The organism is Pseudomonas sp. Arb-4-2C (genome assembly GCF_055755015.1).
The window spans coordinates 208467-227214 of sequence record NZ_CM146899.1; the positions used below are offsets into that span (position 1 = coordinate 208467).

General features: G+C 61.0%; 14 protein-coding genes, 2 tRNA genes and 1 pseudogene. 11 read left to right on the forward strand and 6 right to left on the reverse strand.

Going from position 1 to position 18748, the window contains the following annotated elements; all coding sequences use genetic code 11:
- Window positions 1-5: 5 nt before the first annotated feature.
- The 9 genes from mutL (at window position 6) to AC0J41_RS00910 (ending at window position 11610) form a co-directional block, all read left to right on the forward strand.
- Window positions 6-1907, forward strand: coding sequence for a DNA mismatch repair endonuclease MutL (gene mutL / locus AC0J41_RS00870; protein WP_473015961.1), 1902 nt, complete (start codon window positions 6-8; stop codon window positions 1905-1907).
- Entirely contained in the window at window positions 1907-2878 is a 972-nt protein-coding gene (gene miaA / locus AC0J41_RS00875; RefSeq protein WP_025110151.1) for a tRNA (adenosine(37)-N6)-dimethylallyltransferase MiaA, read from the forward strand. Before mutL ends, miaA begins: the two co-directional genes overlap by 1 nt.
- A gap of 94 nt (window positions 2879-2972) precedes the next feature.
- Window positions 2973-3233: an RNA chaperone Hfq gene (gene hfq, locus AC0J41_RS00880; protein WP_003221112.1), complete on the forward strand. Its 261-nt coding sequence runs from the start codon at window positions 2973-2975 to the stop codon at window positions 3231-3233.
- Window positions 3234-3245: 12 nt separating this feature from the next.
- The gene (hflX, locus tag AC0J41_RS00885; RefSeq protein WP_025110150.1) at window positions 3246-4547 is read left to right on the forward strand and encodes a ribosome rescue GTPase HflX; all 1302 of its coding nucleotides are present in this window, start codon (window positions 3246-3248) and stop codon (window positions 4545-4547) included.
- A gap of 96 nt (window positions 4548-4643) precedes the next feature.
- Window positions 4644-5822: an FtsH protease activity modulator HflK gene (gene hflK, locus AC0J41_RS00890; protein WP_025110149.1), complete on the forward strand. Its 1179-nt coding sequence runs from the start codon at window positions 4644-4646 to the stop codon at window positions 5820-5822.
- The gene (hflC, locus tag AC0J41_RS00895; protein ID WP_025110148.1) at window positions 5822-6691 is read left to right on the forward strand and encodes a protease modulator HflC; all 870 of its coding nucleotides are present in this window, start codon (window positions 5822-5824) and stop codon (window positions 6689-6691) included. The genes hflK and hflC overlap by 1 nt, the downstream gene beginning before the upstream one ends.
- 313 nt (window positions 6692-7004) lie before the next feature.
- A complete protein-coding gene (locus tag AC0J41_RS00900; RefSeq protein WP_102358186.1) occupies window positions 7005-8192 on the forward strand; it encodes an ATP phosphoribosyltransferase regulatory subunit in 1188 nt (395 codons plus the stop codon).
- 54 nt (window positions 8193-8246) lie between these two features.
- On the forward strand, window positions 8247-9536 hold the full coding sequence (locus tag AC0J41_RS00905; protein WP_003221122.1) for an adenylosuccinate synthase: 1290 nt from the start codon (window positions 8247-8249) through the stop codon (window positions 9534-9536).
- A gap of 139 nt (window positions 9537-9675) precedes the next feature.
- Window positions 9676-11610: a methyl-accepting chemotaxis protein gene (locus AC0J41_RS00910; protein WP_473014315.1), complete on the forward strand. Its 1935-nt coding sequence runs from the start codon at window positions 9676-9678 to the stop codon at window positions 11608-11610.
- Between the two features lie 109 nt (window positions 11611-11719).
- On the opposite strand, the pseudogene AC0J41_RS00915 reads toward AC0J41_RS00910, so the two are convergent.
- The 6 genes and pseudogenes from AC0J41_RS00915 to AC0J41_RS00940 all read right to left on the reverse strand — a co-directional run.
- Window positions 11720-11869: pseudogene (locus AC0J41_RS00915) on the reverse strand (hypothetical protein); the annotation flags it as partial.
- Window positions 11870-11944: 75 nt separating this feature from the next.
- On the reverse strand, window positions 11945-13510 hold the full coding sequence (locus AC0J41_RS00920) for an ABC transporter permease (protein WP_473014316.1): 1566 nt from the start codon (window positions 13508-13510) through the stop codon (window positions 11945-11947).
- Entirely contained in the window at window positions 13510-14520 is a 1011-nt protein-coding gene (locus tag AC0J41_RS00925) for an extracellular solute-binding protein (RefSeq protein WP_025111849.1), read from the reverse strand. Before AC0J41_RS00925 ends, AC0J41_RS00920 begins: the two co-directional genes overlap by 1 nt.
- Before the next feature lie 12 nt (window positions 14521-14532).
- Entirely contained in the window at window positions 14533-14742 is a 210-nt protein-coding gene (locus AC0J41_RS00930) for a hypothetical protein (RefSeq protein WP_157836078.1), read from the reverse strand.
- Window positions 14713-14799 (reverse strand) — tRNA-Leu (locus tag AC0J41_RS00935). The genes AC0J41_RS00930 and AC0J41_RS00935 overlap by 30 nt, the downstream gene beginning before the upstream one ends.
- 181 nt (window positions 14800-14980) lie before the next feature.
- Window positions 14981-15067: transfer RNA gene (locus tag AC0J41_RS00940), tRNA-Leu, on the reverse strand.
- A gap of 226 nt (window positions 15068-15293) precedes the next feature.
- Here AC0J41_RS00940 and rnr point away from each other — a divergent pair.
- On the forward strand, window positions 15294-17924 hold the full coding sequence (gene rnr / locus AC0J41_RS00945; protein ID WP_473014317.1) for a ribonuclease R: 2631 nt from the start codon (window positions 15294-15296) through the stop codon (window positions 17922-17924).
- Window positions 17921-18685 (forward strand): 23S rRNA (guanosine(2251)-2'-O)-methyltransferase RlmB, encoded by a 765-nt coding sequence (gene rlmB / locus AC0J41_RS00950; RefSeq protein WP_025111847.1) that lies wholly within the window; start codon window positions 17921-17923, stop codon window positions 18683-18685. The genes rnr and rlmB overlap by 4 nt, the downstream gene beginning before the upstream one ends.
- Window positions 18686-18748 lie beyond the last annotated feature (63 nt).

Below are 18748 nucleotides of genomic sequence, written 5' to 3' on the forward strand. Positions count from 1 at the left end.
ATCAGCTGCTGAACGCCGCACGCATCGAACTGCTCAGCCCACGGCTGGCGAACCAGATCGCCGCCGGTGAGGTAGTTGAACGCCCGGCTTCGGTGATCAAGGAACTGCTGGAAAACAGCCTCGACTCCGGTGCCAAGCGCATCGATGTCGATGTTGAACAGGGTGGCGTCAAGCTGCTGCGGGTGCGTGACGACGGTAGCGGTATTTCCGCCGACGACCTGCCGCTGGCGCTGGCCCGTCACGCCACCAGCAAGATTCGCAACCTCGAAGACCTCGAACAGGTGATGAGCCTCGGTTTTCGCGGTGAAGCACTGGCGTCGATCAGCTCCGTGGCGCGCCTGACCCTGACCTCGCGCACCCGCGATGCCGATCAGGCCTGGCAGGTGGAGACCGAGGGCCGCGACATGGCGCCTCGTGTTCAGCCGGCGGCGCATCCGGTGGGTACATCGGTGGAAGTGCGCGACCTGTTCTTCAACACGCCTGCGCGGCGCAAGTTTCTCAAGACCGAAAAAACCGAATTCGATCATCTGCAAGAAGTGATCAAGCGTTTGGCGCTGGCGCGTTTCGACGTGGCGTTCCATCTGCGCCACAACGGCAAGACCATCCTCAGCCTGCACGAAGCCCATGATGACGCGGCCCGCGCCCGGCGTGTGGCGGCGATTTGCGGCTCGGGCTTTCTTGAGCAGGCGCTGCCGATCGAGATCGAGCGCAATGGCCTGCACCTCTGGGGCTGGGTCGGCTTGCCGACGTTCAACCGCAGTCAGGCGGATTTGCAGTATTTCTTTGTGAATGGCCGCGCGGTGCGCGACAAACTGGTGGCCCACGCGGTGCGCCAGGCCTACCGCGACGTGTTGTTCAATGGTCGTCATCCGACCTTCGCGCTGTTTTTCGAGGTCGATCCGGCAGCGGTCGACGTCAACGTGCACCCGACCAAGCACGAAGTGCGCTTCCGTGACGGACGCATGGTGCATGACTTCCTTTATGGCACGTTGCACCGCGCGCTGGGTGATGTGCGTCCGGAAGATCAGCTTGCCGGTTCTGTCACCACTGCCGTCGTCCGCCCAACCGGCATCGAGGCCGGTGAGTTCGGCCCGCAGGGCGAAATGCGTCTGGCGGCCAACGCGCTGCTGGAGCAGCCGCAGGCGCAACCGGCGTTCAATACCTCGTCCGGGGGCAGTGCTGGCGGCGCTTATCAGTATCAGTACACGCCGCGGCCGCAATCTGCGGTGCCGCCAGCCGGCGAGGCGCAGGCTGCCTACCGCGAGTTTTTCGCGCCGCTGCCTGAGGCCAATGCCAACGCGCTGCCGGCCGGTCAGGAAGACATTCCGCCGCTCGGTTACGCACTGGCACAGCTCAAGGGCATCTATATTTTGTCCGAGAACGCTCAGGGGCTGGTGCTGGTGGACATGCACGCCGCTCACGAGCGGATCATGTATGAACGCCTGAAGATCGCCATGGCCAGTGAAGGCCTGAGCGGCCAGCCATTGCTGGTGCCGGAATCGCTGGCGGTCAGTCAGCGTGAAGCCGATTGCGCCGAAGAACACGCTGCGTGGTTCCAGCGACTGGGCTTCGAGCTGCAGCGTCTGGGGCCGGAAACCCTGGCGATCCGACAGATTCCGGCGCTGCTCAAACAGGCCGAGGCTAACCGGTTGGTAGGCGATGTGCTGTCGGACCTGATGGAATACGGCACCAGCGACCGGATTCAGGCCCACCTGAACGAACTGCTCGGCACCATGGCCTGCCACGGCGCGATCCGCGCCAACCGGCGCCTGGCCCTGCCGGAAATGAACGGCCTGCTGCGTGACATGGAAAACACCGAGCGCAGCGGTCAATGCAACCATGGCCGACCGACCTGGACCCAATTGGGCCTGGACGATCTGGACAAACTGTTCCTGCGCGGTCGTTGATGAGCCAGCTTCCTCCAGCGATTTTCCTGATGGGCCCGACCGCTGCGGGCAAGACCGACCTCGCCATCGAGCTGACCAAGGTGCTGCCGTGCGAGCTGATCAGCGTCGATTCGGCGTTGGTCTATCGTGGCATGGACATCGGCACCGCCAAGCCTTCGAAAGAACTGCTGGCCGAGTTCCCGCATCGCCTGATCGACATTCTCGACCCGGCAGAGGCCTATTCCGCCGCCGATTTCCGCCGCGATGCCCTGCAGGCCATGGCTGAAATCACCGCACGCGGGAAAATTCCGCTGCTGGTGGGCGGCACGATGCTTTATTACAAGGCGTTGGTCGATGGTCTGGCGGACATGCCGGCCGCGGACCCGGAGGTCCGCGCGCAGATCGAAGCAGAGGCTGCACGCCTTGGCTGGCAAGCCCTGCACGAGCAGTTGGCGGTGATCGACCCGGAGTCGGCGGCGCGCATTCACCCCAATGATCCACAGCGCCTGAGTCGTGCGCTGGAGGTCTATCGGGTCAGCGGCCAGAGCATGACCGCCCTGCGTCAGCAACAATCTGCGCAAAGTACTGAAGCAGCCGCTTCGGGACGGCAACAATTGCCCTATACTGTCGCGAACTTGGCCATTGCTCCGGCAAATCGTCAGGTACTGCACGAGCGCATTAAACAAAGATTCACAAATATGCTGGAACAGGGGTTCATCGACGAGGTCGTAGCCCTGCGTAAAAGAAGTGACCTGCATTCGGGGTTGCCGTCTATACGTGCGGTAGGCTACCGCCAAGTCTGGGACTATCTGGACGGCAAGCTGTCGTTAGCCGAAATGCAGGAACGCGGCATCATTGCCACGCGTCAATTGGCCAAGCGCCAGTTCACCTGGCTGCGCAGCTGGGATGATCTGCACTGGCTGGACAGTCTTGATTGCGACAATCTGCCACGCGCCTTGAAATACCTTGGGACCATCTCCATATTGAGCTGAGTCCTTGCAATTGCCGTCTATCCTTGGGGGTGTGGCGGCCAAAGCCATCTGAATTACCTATTTTTATTATTGAATCCTTAAAGGAGTGCGGCACATGTCAAAAGGGCATTCGCTACAAGACCCTTACTTGAATACTTTACGTAAAGAGAAAGTTGGGGTTTCCATCTACCTGGTCAACGGTATCAAACTGCAGGGCACGATCGAGTCGTTCGACCAGTTCGTTATCCTGCTGAAAAACACCGTAAGCCAGATGGTTTACAAACACGCTATCTCGACAGTCGTGCCAGTACGTCCAATTCGTCTGCCTAGCGCAACCGAATCCGATGCAGGTGACGCTGAGCCAGGTAACGCCTGATAGGAGTCTCCTTTGTTCTTTGAGCGCCACGGTGGTGGTGAGCGAGTGATCCTCGTTCACTTGGATGGTCAGGACCCTGAGGCGCGCGAAGATCCGCAGGAGTTTCAGGAATTGGCTAATTCGGCGGGCGCCGAGACCGTTGCGTTTTTTAACGTACCGCGTCATCGGCCAACCGCCAAATTCCTGATCGGCAGCGGCAAGGTCGAGGAACTGCGCGACCTGGTCAAGGCTGAAGAAGCCGATCTGGTGATTTTCAATCACATTCTCACGCCCAGTCAGGAACGTAACCTCGAACGTGTTTTCGAGTGTCGCGTGATCGACCGTACCGGCCTGATTCTCGATATTTTCGCCCAGCGCGCCCGTACCCATGAAGGCAAGCTCCAGGTAGAACTGGCCCAGCTTGATCACATGAGCACCCGCCTGGTTCGCGGCTGGACTCACCTTGAGCGTCAGGGTGGCGGTATTGGCATGCGTGGCCCGGGTGAAACCCAACTCGAAACCGACCGCCGTCTGCTGCGGGTGCGCCTGCGCCAGATCAAGGGTCGACTGGAAAAAGTACGCAGCCAGCGCGAGCAATCGCGACGCGGCCGTTCGCGTGCGGATATTCCGACCGTGTCCCTGGTGGGCTATACCAACGCCGGCAAGTCCACGCTGTTCAATAACGTGACCAAGTCCGAGGTGTACGCGGCTGACCAGCTGTTCGCCACCCTCGACCCGACCTTGCGCCGTCTGGAACTGGACGACCTGGGGCCGATTGTTCTCGCGGACACCGTGGGTTTCATTCGCCACTTGCCGCACAAGCTGGTCGAGGCATTTCGGTCTACGCTCGAAGAGTCGAGTAACTCCGACCTGTTGTTGCACGTGATCGATGCGGCTGAACCGGATCGCATGTTGCAGATCGAGCAGGTGATGGTGGTGCTGGGGGAGATCGGGGCTCAGGACTTGCCGATCCTTGAGGTATACAACAAACTCGATTTGCTTGAAGGCGTTGAGCCACAGATCCAGCGCGATGCCGATGGCAAGCCGCAACGGGTCTGGCTGTCGGCGCGCGATGGCACGGGTCTGGAATTGCTGGAACAAGCCATTGCCGAGTTGCTGGGCAGTGATTTGTTCGTGGGGACATTGCGCTTGCCGCAACGGTTCGCTCGACTGCGTGCGCAGTTCTTCGAACTCGGTGCGGTGCAGAAAGAAGAGCACGACGAGGAAGGCATCTGCCTGCTGGCCGTTCGTTTGCCCCGGGTCGAGTTGAATCGACTGGTAAGCCGCGAAGGATTGCAGCCGATGGAATTCATCGAGCAACACACTTTGCAATAAAAGCCTGGCAAAGCGGTTGTGCCGCAACGGCAGGCATTCTGTAGCATTGGTCGGCGCGCCGTGGGTGCGTCTTTGCTTTATCAGATGGAGAGCGCTATGGCTTGGAATGAGCCGGGTGGCAACTCGAATAATCAGGATCCCTGGGGTGGCAAGCGCCGCAATAACGGCGACCGCAAGGGGCCACCGGATCTCGACGAGGCCTTCCGAAAGCTGCAGGAAAGCCTGAACGGGTTGTTCGGTGGTGGTAAGAAACGCGGTGGTGATGACGGCGGTGGTTCGGGCAGGAGTGGTGGCGGCTTCGGCGGTCTGCTCGGCATCGGCCTCGTGGTGCTGGCGGCTGTCTGGCTGTACAGCGCGGTCTATGTAGTCGACGAGCAGGAGCAAGCCGTGGTGCTGCGCTTCGGCAAGTACTACGAGACTGTCGGCCCGGGCCTGAACATCTATTTCCCGCCGATCGACAAGAAGTACATGGAAAACGTCACGCGTGAGCGTGCGTACACCAAGCAGGGCCAGATGCTGACCGAAGACGAAAACATCGTCGAAGTGCCGCTGACCGTGCAGTACAAGATCACCAACCTGCAGGACTTCGTGCTGAACGTCGATCAGCCGGAAATCAGCCTGCAGCATGCGACCGACAGCGCCCTGCGCCACGTGGTGGGTTCGACCGCCATGGACCAGGTGCTGACCGAAGGTCGTGAACTGATGGCCAGCGAAATCAAGGAGCGTCTGCAACGCTTCCTCGATACCTATCGCACCGGCATCACCGTCACTCAGGTCAACGTGCAGAACGCGGCAGCCCCGCGTGAAGTGCAGGAAGCCTTCGACGACGTGATCCGCGCCCGTGAAGACGAGCAGCGTTCGCGCAACCAGGCTGAAACCTATGCCAACGGCGTCGTGCCGGAAGCCCGTGGTCAGGCCCAGCGCATCCTCGAAGATGCCAATGGTTACCGTGACGAGACGATCTCGCGCGCCAAGGGTGAGGCTGACCGCTTCACCAAACTGGTGGCCGAGTATCGCAAGGCACCTGAAGTCACCCGCCAGCGTCTGTACCTGGACACCATGCAGGAAGTCTTCAGCAATACCAGCAAGGTACTCGTGACCGGCAACAAGAACGGCCAGAGCAACCTGCTTTACCTGCCGTTGGACAAGATGATTCAGAACAGCTCGGGTGGCAGCAATGCACCAGTGACCGGTTCGGCCGCTGCCAGCAACAACACGGACGTCGTGCCGCATGTCACTGACCTGCCGCAGACACGCACAAGGGAGACCCGCTGATGAGCAATAAATCGCTGATCGCCCTGATTGTTGGCGTCGTTGTGGTTCTGGTTGGCTGGAACTGCTTCTACATCGTGGCTCAGACCGAGCGCGCGGTGTTGCTGCAGTTCGGCCGTGTGGTTCAGGCTGATGTTCAGCCGGGTCTGCATGTGAAGGTGCCTTACGTTAACCAGGTGCGTAAATTTGACGCACGTCTGATGACGCTGGACGCACCGACACAGCGTTTCCTGACCCTGGAAAAGAAAGCCGTGATGGTCGATGCCTACGCCAAGTGGCGGGTGAAAGATGCCGAGCGCTTCTACACCGCGACTTCCGGCCTCAAGCAGATCGCCGACGAACGTCTGTCCCGTCGTCTGGAGTCGGGCCTGCGTGACCAGTTCGGCAAGCGCACCCTGCACGAAGTGGTGTCGGGTGAGCGTGATGCGCTGATGGCTGACATCACCGCGTCGCTGAACTCGATGGCGGAAAAAGAGCTGGGTATCGAAGTGGTCGATGTCCGGGTCAAGGCCATCGATCTGCCGAAGGAAGTGAACCGCAGCGTGTTCGAGCGTATGAGCACCGAGCGTGAGCGTGAAGCTCGCGAGCACCGCGCCAAGGGTAACGAACTGGCCGAGGGCATTCGTGCCGACGCCGATCGTCAACGCCGCGTACTGCTGGCTGAAGCCTATCGTGAATCAGAAGAGGTTCGCGGTGATGGTGATGCCCAGGCTGCTGCGATCTACTCCAAGGCCTACGGTCAGGATCAGGAGTTCTACGGTTTCTACCGTAGCCTGCGTGCCTACCGTGAAAGCTTCGCGAACAAATCCGACGTCATGGTTCTCGACCCAAGCAGCGACTTCTTCCGCTATCTGGAAAAGTCCAAGCCTTGATGCGACGTTGACCTGAATCGCTCCGCCCGGCGGCTAAAACCTCGGGCGGGGTGATCCTTTGGGAAAACGTGTGTATGATGCGGCAGCCGGGAAATTCCCGGCTTTTTTGCGTCTGCACGTTTGATTGCTGTTTTTTGTTGCAGGCATCGGGTTGAATGGCCCGAGAGATTTTCGAGGAAAGTGATGGGCGAAGCCGGTAACAGGCCTTTCGCCGCGTCGTTCATGCGCGTGCGTTTTGAACGGGCCGGTCATTTTCTGCTTCACTCAAGGCTCGCCCGCAGGCTGGCCGCCCGGATCAAAGGGGAATGGCGTAATGGCAACGGTAGACCGCTGGCTGCTGCCAGATGGCATCGAAGAAGTACTGCCACCGGAAGCGGCGCGCATTGAAGTCGCGCGTCGTCAGGTGTTGGATCTGTTCCAGAGCTGGGGTTACGAGTTTGTCGTGACTCCCCATATCGAGTACCTGGAATCCCTGCTGACCGGTGCGGGCCAGGACCTGGATCTGCGGACCTTCAAGGTCATCGACCCGCAATCGGGCCGGCAGATGGGGTTCCGTGCCGACATCACGCCGCAAGTGGCGCGCATCGATGCGCACACTTTGCGTCGCGAAGGCCCGAGCCGTCTGTGCTACGCCGGCAGCGTGCTGCATGCCCAGCCGCGTGCACTGTCGTCCTCGCGCAGCCCGATCCAGTTGGGCGCCGAGTTGTACGGCGACGCCAGCCCGAGCAGTGACGTTGAAGTGATCAGCCTGATGCTGGCCATGCTGCAACTGGCCGATGTGCCGGATGTACACATGGACCTCGGTCATGTCGGCATCTACCGTGGACTGGCACGTGCTGCCGGTCTGTCGGGTGAAGTCGAGCAGCAGTTGTTCGATGCGTTGCAACGCAAGGCCATCGACGAGGTCATTACCTTGACCGAAGGCTTGCCGGCGGACTTGTCCGGCATGCTGCGGGCGCTGGTCGATCTGTGTGGCGGGCGTGAAGTGCTGGCCGCCGCCCGTGAGCGTCTGGCCAATGCGCCGGCGCCGGTGCTGGCCGCGCTGGAAGACTTGCTGGCGATCGCCGAGCGTCTGTCGGCGCGCTTCCCGGATCTGCCGTTGTACTTCGATCTGGGTGAGCTGCGCGGCTACCACTACCACACCGGTGTGGTGTTCGCGGTGTTTGTACCGGGCGTGGGTCAGTCCATCGCTCAGGGCGGTCGTTACGATGACATCGGCGCCGACTTCGGTCGTGCCCGTCCGGCGACCGGCTTCTCTACCGATTTGAAAACCCTGGTGACCCTGGGGCGTGCTGAAATCGAGCTACCGTCTGGCGGTATCTGGATGCCTGACAGTACGGATGCGGCACTCTGGCAGCAGGTTTGCCAGTTGCGCAGTGAGGGTCAGCGTGTCGTTCAGGCGTTGCCTGGACAACCTTTGGCCGCCGCCCGTGATGCGGACTGCGACCGGCAATTGATTCAGCAGAACGGGCTTTGGCAAGTATCGCCACTGGCTTCTTGAGTTTTCCTGCCGGCCACCGCCGGCACCAAGTTTGCGCGAATGAGGACAAGTGTTATGGGTAAGAATGTCGTAGTCCTGGGCACCCAATGGGGTGATGAGGGCAAAGGCAAGATCGTTGATCTGCTGACCGAACATGCTGCCGCCGTAGTGCGCTACCAAGGTGGCCACAACGCTGGCCACACCCTGGTGATCGACGGCGAAAAAACCGTCTTGCACCTGATCCCGTCGGGCGTGCTGCGCGAAGGCGTGCAGTGCCTGATCGGCAACGGCGTGGTGGTTGCACCTGACGCCCTGCTGCGCGAGATCACCAAGCTGGAAGAGAAAGGCGTGCCGGTGCGCGAGCGCCTGCGTATCAGCCCGTCCTGCCCGCTGATCCTGTCCTTCCACGTGGCGCTGGACCAGGCCCGTGAAAAGGCCCGTGGCGAGCTGAAGATCGGTACCACCGGTCGCGGCATCGGCCCGGCGTACGAAGACAAGGTTGCACGTCGTGGCCTGCGTGTGGGCGACCTGCTCAACATGCCGCGCTTTGAAGACAAGCTGCGTGAACTGGTGGATTACCACAACTTCATGCTGGTTGGTTACTACAAAGAGCCGGCCATCGAGTTCGAAAAAACCCTGGCCGAGTGCAAGGAATACGCTGAGCTGCTCAAGCCGCTGATGCTGGACGTGACGGCCGAGCTGCACGACCTGCGTCGCGCCGGCAAAGACATCATGTTCGAAGGTGCCCAGGGTTCGTTGCTCGACATCGACCACGGTACTTACCCGTACGTGACCAGCTCCAACACCACCGCTGGTGGCGTGGCGACCGGTTCGGGCGTTGGCCCGATGTTCCTGGACTACATCCTGGGCATCACCAAGGCTTACACCACTCGCGTAGGTTCGGGCCCATTCCCGACTGAGCTGTTTGATGACGTGGGCGCGCACCTGGCCAAGCAAGGTCACGAGTTCGGCGCGACCACCGGCCGTGCCCGTCGTTGTGGCTGGTTCGACGCCGTTATCCTGCGTCGCGCTATCGATGTGAACAGCATCTCGGGCATCTGCCTGACCAAGCTGGACGTACTCGATGGTCTGGAAACCATCAACATCTGCACTGGCTACAAAGATGCGCAGGGCAACGCCGTTGCGCCGACCGACGCTGACAGCTACGTAGGCCTGCAGCCTGTGTACGAAGAAGTGCCGGGCTGGACCGAATCGACCGTGGGTGCCAAGACCCTGGAAGAGTTGCCAGCTAATGCCCGTGCGTACATCAAGCGCGTTGAAGAGCTGATCGGTGCGCCGATCGACATTATTTCGACGGGCCCGGATCGCAACGAAACCATCGTTCTGCGCCATCCGTTTGCTTGATAAGTTGTTGATGTAAAAAACAAAGGCCCCTTAATCGGGGCCTTTGTCGTTTATGCCGGCTGCACGGCATGACCTTTGCTGTAAATCTTCCTACAAGAGTGCCATCAAATTAATGGCGTCAGAAGTAGAGGGATTCACAGTGTCGGCCGTTCTCTCACTGTTACAAAGCCGTTTGTTGCGGCCCGTGTTCGTTACCCTTGGTATCGCCCTTTTGGTGCAAGTGCTGGTGGCAGTCGCCCTGACGCGGAGCACGGTCACCGCGCTGGAAGCCGATCTTGGCGCTCGCCTGGGCGTCGACAGCCAGAAACTGTCCGGTGAGCTGGAGCAGGCCGGGCGTGAGGTCACGTCGAGCCTCGATACCTTGTCCACCAACACTCGTCAGCGCCTGACTGCCGGCCTGTCCTCGCGTCTGAAGGACGAGCAGGCACAACTGCGCACGACGTTGGAAAAGGACCTGAAGGACTCGGCCAATGACATGGCTCAGTTGCTCGCCTCGGTTGCACCGCGTGCCATGTGGGACAGCGACGTGCCGACCCTTTCCGAATTCGCCCGTCGTGCCCAGCGCAATCCCAACGTGCTGTTCGTGGTCTATGACGACGCCACCGGGCAGCATCTGACGCGCTACCTCAACCGCGAAAATCCGATCAACAAGGCCCTGCTGGAAAAAGGTCAGGGCGAGCGTGCGCTGGACAAGGTGCTGGACGCGGCGAAGCACGATCCGTCGGTCTACTACCTCGAGGCCTCGATCAATCCCAATGGCGTGGAAATCGGCAAGGTACTGATGGGCGTTTCGACGGCCTCGGTGGAAACCGATCTGGCAGCACTCGACCAGCGCTTCTCGGCGCTGATCGCCAGCAGTGATCAATTGGTCGGCGACAGCCTGAAGGGGGCCGCTGCTGACAGCGCCGCAGCAATGCAGGCGCGTCTGCAGTCGGCGCAATCCACCGCTGCCGAGATGAAGGCCAACACCCGCAGCACCGTGCAGGACGCTGCCGCGACCTTGCGTTGGCGGATCGGCATGGGCCTGGCGCTGGTCGGCTGTGGGGTGCTGCTGTTGCTGGCGGTGGTGCTGGGGCATCGGGTGGTCAATCGCTTGAAGATGCTCAACGCGGCGATGCATGACCTCGCGGCAGGCGAGGGCGACCTGACCAAGCGTGTGCAGATCAACAGCAAGGACGAGATTGGCGACATGGCCTCGGCGGTCAATCGCTTTGTGGATAAGTTGCAGCCCATCGTGCGCGAAGCGGGCGACGTGGCCCAGCGCACGGGCGTGGAAATCGGCGCCATGACCCTGCGCAACGCCGGTGCCGATGCGGCCGCCGGGATGCAGCGTGACGAGGTTGCGGAAAGCCTGCGCGCGCTGTCGCAAATGGCCGACGAGGCACAATCGGAAAGCCATGCGATGCAGGCGGCATTAAAGCAGGTAGTGGATATTCGCCAGGCCACTGACGAAAACACCCGCACCTCGGCCAAGGTCGGGAGCCTGATCGAGGCGCTGGCCGGGCAGGTGGATACCGGGGCGAAAGTGATCGAGCGACTGGCGCAGCAGAGTGAACAGATTGAAGTGGTGCTGACGGTGATTCACGGGATCGCCGAACAGACCAACCTGCTGGCGCTCAATGCGGCTATTGAAGCGGCGCGGGCCGGTGAGACCGGGCGTGGATTCGCAGTGGTGGCGGATGAAGTGCGCGCGTTGGCGAGCAAGACGCAAAGCTCGACTGGCGACATTCAGGCGCACATCGTCGCCTTGCAGCAGGGCGCGCGTGAGGCGGTCGAGGCGATCGGTCAGGCCGGGCGCCAAGCCAGCGAGGGTTTGCTGGTGTTGCGCGACAGTGCGCGGTTGCAGCAGTCGGTACAGGCCTCGGTCGAGCAGGTGCACGCGGCGATCGGGCTGGCGACGCAGGCGGCAGCGCATCAGGCGCAGGGCGCACAAGCGGTTCGCGGGCGGGTCGAGACCATTCATGCCCAGGCCGAGAAAGCGGCGCAGGCGGTGGTGGAGACCACGGCCAGTGGCAAGGTGCTGGATGGGTTGGCGGCGCAGTTGAAGGCAAGCCTAGGGCAGTTCCGGGCTTGATGTTGTCTGGTTGGGCCTCTTCGCGAGCAAGCCCGCTCCCACAGTTTGATCGCATACCAGCCTGGGAACGCGATCGAATGTGGGAGCGGGCTTGCTCGCGAAAGCGATTTCAGCGACTCAGATACATCCGCGTTGTGAGCAGATAAACCGGCAACCCTGACACCAGGATCAACAACGCCGCATAAGGCGCTGCCGCCGCAAACTCGACATTCGCCGTATGCGCCCACACCTCGGCAGCCAGCGTATTGAGCCCGGTCGGACTCCCACAGTTTGATCGCATACCAGCCTGGGAACGCGATCGAATGTGGGAGCGGGCTTGCTCGCGAAGGCGATTTCAGCGACTCAGATACATCCGCGTTGTGAGCAGATAAACCGGCAACCCTGACACCAGGATCAACAACGCCGCATAAGGCGCTGCCGCCGCAAACTCGACATTCGCCGTATGCGCCCACACCTCGGTAGCCAGCGTATTGAGCCCGGTCGGACTCAGCAGCAGCGTCGCCGTCAGTTCTTTCATTGCATCCAGAAACACCAGCGCAAACGCCGCGCCCAATGCCGGGAAGATGATCGGCAGGGTCACCCGGCAAAACGCCGTGAACGACGACGCGCCCAGTGTGCGCGCGGCCTCTTCCAGTTGCGGCGCCGCCTTGTTCAGCGCCGTGCGAATCGGCGCCTGAGCCAGAGGCAAAAACAGCAGCGCATAAGCGATCAGCAGCAGCGCCGAAGTCTGGTACAGCGCCGGCACGTAATGCAGGGCGAAATACACCAGCGTCAGGGCAATCACCAGGCCCGGCAGCGCATGCAACAGAAACGGCAAGCGTTCGGCCCAGATCGCCAGTTGGCCCTTGTAACGCACCACCAGCAGCCCGACCGGCACCGCCAGCATCAGGCACAGCGCTGCGCCGCCCAGCGACAGTGCCAGCGACGACAGCAGGGCCTCAGTGATTGCGGCGACCGGGAAGGCTGCCGATGAGCCGACCGCCAGCCAATACGCAAGCATGCCCAGCGGAATCCCGCTGCCGACAATCGCCAGCAACAGACAGTACAACTGACCGACGACGGCCCATGGCCCCAGTCGAACCTGCTCAGCCTGACGCGCCGCACCTTGGCCGGTGCGCACATGCCGGCCTTTGCCGCGTACACGCAGTTCCAGCCACAGCAGCGCCAGACACAGCGCGAGCAATACCGCCGAGAGCATCGCCGCGTTGGCGTTGCTGAATTCCAGTTCGAATTGCTGATAGATCGCCGTAGTGAAGGTTTGCAGGCCGATGATCGACAGCGCGCCGAATTCCACCAGCATGTGCAAGGCAATCAGCAGCGAGCCGGCCAGCAGCGACGGCCAAAGCAGCGGCAGGGTGACACGGAAAAACACCCCCCAGCGGTTCTGCCCCAGGGTGCGGGCGGATTCTTCAAGGGACGGATCGAGGTTGCGCAAGGTCGCCGCTACCGGCAGAAAGATCAGCGGGTACTTCGACAGGCTCATCACCAGGATCGCTCCGCCAAGGCCTTCGAACTGTGCGCTCAACGACACCCAGGTGAAGCTGCTGACAAATGCCGGCACCGCGAACGGCAGGCACAGAATCACGCCCCACAGGCGCCGCCCCGGCAGATTGCTGCGCTCCAGCAGCCAGGCCAGCGACAAGCCAAGCACGCCGCAGGTGAGTGTCACGCCAACCATCAGTGCCAGAGTATTGCGCAGCAAACCGAACACGTACGGGCGCCACAGCAAATGCAGCGCCTCGGCCCAGCCGGCCTGCCAGGCTTTCAGACCGACGTAGGCCAGCGGCAACAGGCTCAGCACCACCAGCAATAAGACCGGCAGCACCAACCAGATTGACGGCCGCTTGCGCCGTGGCACGTAACCCCCGCGCGCGGCGGGGGCGGATAACGATGCGGCCATCAGTTCAGGCCAACTTCACGTTCCAGCTCCAAGGCCTCCTCGGCGTTGCCGAGGTCGGCCGGGGTGACGTTCGGTGCTTGCAGCTCACTGAATGGCTTGAGCCCGCGATCCGATTCCATGCCTTTGTGCAGCGGATACTCGGCGGTGGTCTGGGTGATCACGCGCTGGCCTTCCTCGCTGGCCATGTAGGCGAGCAATTGCTGGGCTTCTTTCGGGTGCTTGCTGGATTTCAGTACCGCTGCGCTGGACACGGTGATCAGCCCGCCGACGTCGCCGCCGGTGAAGTAATGCAGTTTCGAGTCGAGTTTGCCTTTTTCGCGCTGCAGGGCGAACCAGTAATAGTTGTTCACCAATACCGTGGCGACTTCGCCGTTCTCCACAGCTTTAAGCGCGACCATGTTGTTGCTGTAGGTTTTGCCGAAGGCGCGCAGGCCGGTCAGCCATTCTTCGGCGGCGTCACGACCGTGCACCTTGATGATTGCCACGGCCTGTTCCTGGAACGCGCCGCTGGTTGGCACGAAACCGACCTTGCCTTGCCATTTCGGATCGGAGAAACCGAGTACCGATGTCGGCAGATCCTTTTCATCGATCAGTTTCGGGTTGTACGCCACCACGCGAACCCGCGCAGTGACGCCGATCCAGGTGCCATTGCCGGCGACGTATTCTTTCGGCAACACGGCCAGCGTGGCGTCATCGGTCTTGGCCAGCAGGCCTTGTTCGCCAAGATTGTTCAGTGGCGGGGATTCTTCGGTGTAGATCACGTCGGCGGGGGAGCGGTCGCCTTCTTCGATCACCTGGCTGGCGAGCTGGTTGCTGCTGCCTTTGCGCACGTTGACGTGAATGCCGGTCTTGGCCTCGAAGGCTTTGGCGATCGCATCGCCGACTTCCTTGTGTTGACCGTTGTAGAGGGTCAGGGCAGTCGTGTCGGCTGCCTGGGTGAGGGGAGTGGCGAGTGCCAGGCCGAGCAGGGTGTAGGTCAAGCCTCGGCGCAGGGTATTTCGAAACGTCATTCGCAGGGTTCCTCACTGTCGCATTGCAAAAACTTGCAACAATGATAAACGATATTGTTTCTCAGATGCGCCTTGCGGGGAGGGCAGGTGTTTGTTAGGGCCGGTGGCTATTGGTTTTTCAATCGCCAGAAACGCAAAAACCCGCTTTCGCGGGTTTTTGTGAAATTCAAGGTCGTAACCTTGAATTTGAATTGGTGCCCAGAAGAAGACTCGAACTTCCACGACCGTAAGGTCACCAGCACCTGAAGCTGGCGTGTCTACCAATTTCACCATCTGGGCATTCATCGCGAGCGTTGCCGCTGTTGATGTGGCGCACTATACGGAGCGCTTTTTGATCTGTAAACCCCTGATTTGATTTTAATAAATCGGTTTTAACAAATCCGTTCCTTAGAATGCAAAAAACCCGCTTTCGCGGGTTTTTGTGTGAGTCTTGAAACTGATCTAGTCTCAAACTCGAAATTGGTGCCCAGGAGAAGACTCGAACTTCCACGACCGTAAGGTCACCAGCACCTGAAGCTGGCGTGTCTACCAATTTCACCACCTGGGCATGATCTACAGCGCGTCTGCGTTGTCGATGGCGCGCACTATACGGAGCGTCTTTTTAACTGTAAACCCCTGCCAGCAAAAAAAATGATTTTTTTTACCGGCGGTGTTCAAAAGGGCTTTCAGGCGTCGATACAAGGCTTTAGAAGGGCCTTATAGAGTCGGAAATTTCCCGTTTGATGGCGCCTATGCCAAACTAACCCGCATATAGACAAGGTGAAAACTCTCTAATGGCCGATTGGCAGTCCCTCGATCCCGAGGCCGCTCGTGAAGCGGAAAAATATGAAAACCCTATTCCTAGCCGCGAACTGATCCTGGCGCATCTCGCCGATCGGGGTTCGCCGGCTGCCCGCGAGCAACTGGTCGAAGAGTTTGGTCTGACCACAGAAGACCAGATCGAAGCCCTGCGCCGCCGCCTGCGCGCCATGGAGCGCGACGCTCAACTGATCTACACCCGCCGCGGCACTTACGCGCCGGTGGACAAGCTCGACCTGATCCTCGGCCGCATCAGCGGTCACCGTGACGGCTTCGGCTTCCTCGTGCCGGACGATGGTAGCGATGACCTGTTCATGAGCCCGGCGCAAATGCGCCTGGTGTTTGACGGTGACCGTGCGCTGGCCCGCGTTTCCGGTCTCGATCGTCGCGGACGCCGCGAAGGCGTGATCGTCGAAGTGGTGTCGCGTGCTCACGAAACCATCGTCGGTCGCTACTTTGAAGAAGGCGGCATCGGTTTTGTCGTCGCGGACAACCCGAAGATCCAGCAGGAAGTGCTGGTCACGCCGGGCCGCAACGCCAATGCGCAGATCGGTCAGTTCGTCGAGGTGAAAATCACCCACTGGCCGACTCCACGCTTCCAGCCGCAAGGCGACGTGGTCGAAGTGGTCGGCAACTACATGGCGCCGGGCATGGAAATCGATGTCGCGCTGCGCACTTACGACATTCCGCACGTCTGGCCTGAAGCCGTTCTGAAAGAAGCGGCCAAGCTCAAACCGGAAGTCGAAGAGAAGGACAAAGAGAAGCGCATCGACCTGCGCCATCTGCCGTTCGTCACCATTGACGGTGAAGACGCTCGCGACTTCGACGACGCGGTCTACTGCGAAGCCAAGCCGGGCAAGCTGCGCCTGTTCTCCGGCGGCTGGAAGTTGTACGTGGCGATTGCCGACGTTTCCAGCTACGTGAAGATCGGATCGGCCCTGGACAACGAAGCCCAGGTGCGCGGCAACTCGGTGTACTTCCCGGAGCGCGTAGTGCCGATGCTGCCTGAGCAGCTGTCCAACGGCCTGTGCTCGCTGAATCCGCATGTTGATCGTCTGGCCATGGTTTGCGAGATGACCATCTCCAAGTCCGGCGAAATGACCGACTACTGCTTCTATGAAGCGGTGATCCATTCCCACGCTCGTCTGACCTACAACAAGGTCAGCGCGATGCTGGAAACGCCGAAGGTTGCCGAAGCGCGCAAGCTGCGTGGCGAGTACACCGACGTCGTGCCGCACCTCAAGCAGCTTTATGCGCTGTACAAAGTATTGCTGGCTGCTCGCCACGTGCGCGGCGCGATCGATTTCGAAACGCAGGAAACCCGGATCATCTTCGGTTCCGAGCGCAAGATTGCCGAAATCCGTCCGACCACCCGCAACGATGCGCACAAGCTGATCGAGGAATGCATGCTGGCGGCCAACGTGGCCACCGCCGAATTCCTCAAGAAGCACGAAATTCCTGCGCTGTACCGCGTCCACGACGGCCCGCCACCGGAGCGTCTGGAAAAACTGCGCGCCTTCCTTGGCGAGCTGGGTCTGTCCCTGCACAAAGGCAAGGATGGTCCGTCGCCGAAGGACTATCAGGCCCTGTTGGCGAGCATCAAGGACCGTCCGGATTTCCACCTGATCCAGACCGTGATGCTGCGTTCGCTGAGTCAGGCGGTGTACAGCGCCCAGAACGAAGGCCACTTCGGCCTGAACTACGAAGCCTATACGCACTTCACTTCGCCGATCCGTCGTTACCCGGACCTGCTCACGCACCGCGCCATCCGCAGCGTGATCCATTCGAAACAGGACACCCCGCACGTTCGTCGTGCCGGTGCGATGAGCATTCCGAAGGCGCGTATCTATCCGTACGACGAAGCGGCGCTGGAGCAACTCGGTGAGCAGTGCTCGATGAGCGAACGCCGCGCCGACGAAGCGACCCGCGACGTCGTGAACTGGCTCAAGTGCGAGTTCATGAAGGATCGCGTGGGCGAATCGTTCCCGGGCGTGATCACCGCCGTGACCGGTTTTGGTCTGTTCGTGGAACTGACCGACATTTACGTCGAGGGTCTGGTCCACGTCACCGCGCTGCCGGGTGACTACTACCACTTCGACCCTGTGCATCACCGCCTGGCGGGCGAGCGCACCGGTCGCAGCTTCCGTCTCGGCGACACGGTTGAGGTGCGGGTCATGCGCGTCGACCTCGACGAGCGCAAGATCGATTTCGAGATGGCCGAAAAAACCATCAGCGCACCGATCGGCCGCAAGAAACGTGGCGCCGAAACCGCAGCACCTGCGGCCAAGGTTGCGGACGAAAAGGCTCCGGCAAAAACCGCCAGCCGTCGTCCAGCCAAGGAAAAGGCAGCGGAGGCCTATCGCCCGAGCGATGCCGTGGCGAAAAACGCCGAGCTGCGCAAAAGCCGCGAATTGAAGAAGGCCTTGTTGGCCGAAGCCAAAAGCGGTGGTAAAGCGGCGTCTGGGGGAAAGACCGGACGGTCGGCGCCTGACAAGGCTGCCGGCGGCAAGCCAGCCAAACCGAGCAAACACCGTAAAGGCCCGCCAAAAGCGGGTTCGGCTCCAGCCAGAAGTGGTGGGGCACGTAAACCGAAGGCGAAGTCATGAGTCAGTTGGAAAAAATCTACGGCGTTCACGCGGTAGAAGCGTTGTTGCGTCACCACCCGAAACGCGTCAAGCAGATCTGGCTGGCCGAAAGCCGCAACGATCCGCGCGTGCAGACTCTGATTGAGTTGGCCAACGAAAATCGCGTTCAGGTCGGCCAGGCCGAACGTCGCGAAATGGACGCCTGGGTTGAGGGCGTGCATCAGGGCGTGGTCGCGGACGTCAGCCCGAGCCAGGTCTGGGGCGAGGCGATGCTCGACGAGTTGCTCGACCGCACCGAAGGTGCGCCGTTGTTGCTGGTGCTTGACGGCGTGACCGATCCGCACAACCTCGGCGCCTGCCTGCGTTCGGCAGATGCTGCCGGCGCGCTGGCGGTGATCGTGCCGAAAGACAAGTCGGCAACCTTGACCCCGGTCGTGCGTAAAGTGGCTTGCGGCGCGGCGGAAGTGATTCCGTTGGTGGCGGTGACCAACCTTGCGCGTACGCTGGAAAAGCTTCAGCAGCGCGGTCTGTGGGTTGTCGGTACGGCGGGCGAGGCTGAAGTCAGCATTTACGACCAGGATCTGACTGGCCCGACCATCCTGATCATGGGCGCCGAAGGCAAAGGCATGCGTCGCCTGACCCGCGAACACTGCGACTATCTGGTGAACCTGCCGATGGCCGGTAGCGTCAGCAGTCTCAACGTGTCCGTGGCGACCGGCGTGTGCCTGTTCGAAGCGCAGCGTCAGCGCGGCGCCAAGGCCAAGGCAGCAGCCAGGAAGTAAGGCTGTACGCCATCAAACTGTGGGAGCGGGCTTGCTCGCGAAAGCGCAATGTCGGTCGACTTG

Excerpts from the sequence above, each read along its gene's own strand:
- miaA (WP_025110151.1), top strand. The coding sequence starts at position 1,907 with ATGAGCCAGCTTCCTCCAGCGATTTTCCTGATGGGCCCGACCGCTGCG.
- hfq (WP_003221112.1), top strand. The coding sequence starts at position 2,973 with ATGTCAAAAGGGCATTCGCTACAAGACCCTTACTTGAATACTTTACGT.
- hflK (WP_025110149.1), top strand. The coding sequence starts at position 4,644 with ATGGCTTGGAATGAGCCGGGTGGCAACTCGAATAATCAGGATCCCTGG.
- hflC (WP_025110148.1), top strand. The coding sequence starts at position 5,822 with ATGAGCAATAAATCGCTGATCGCCCTGATTGTTGGCGTCGTTGTGGTT.
- AC0J41_RS00900 (WP_102358186.1), top strand. The coding sequence starts at position 7,005 with ATGGCAACGGTAGACCGCTGGCTGCTGCCAGATGGCATCGAAGAAGTA.
- AC0J41_RS00905 (WP_003221122.1), top strand. The coding sequence starts at position 8,247 with ATGGGTAAGAATGTCGTAGTCCTGGGCACCCAATGGGGTGATGAGGGC.
- AC0J41_RS00920 (WP_473014316.1), bottom strand. The coding sequence starts at position 13,510 with ATGGCCGCATCGTTATCCGCCCCCGCCGCGCGCGGGGGTTACGTGCCA.
- AC0J41_RS00925 (WP_025111849.1), bottom strand. The coding sequence starts at position 14,520 with ATGACGTTTCGAAATACCCTGCGCCGAGGCTTGACCTACACCCTGCTC.
- rnr (WP_473014317.1), top strand. The coding sequence starts at position 15,294 with ATGGCCGATTGGCAGTCCCTCGATCCCGAGGCCGCTCGTGAAGCGGAA.
- rlmB (WP_025111847.1), top strand. The coding sequence starts at position 17,921 with ATGAGTCAGTTGGAAAAAATCTACGGCGTTCACGCGGTAGAAGCGTTG.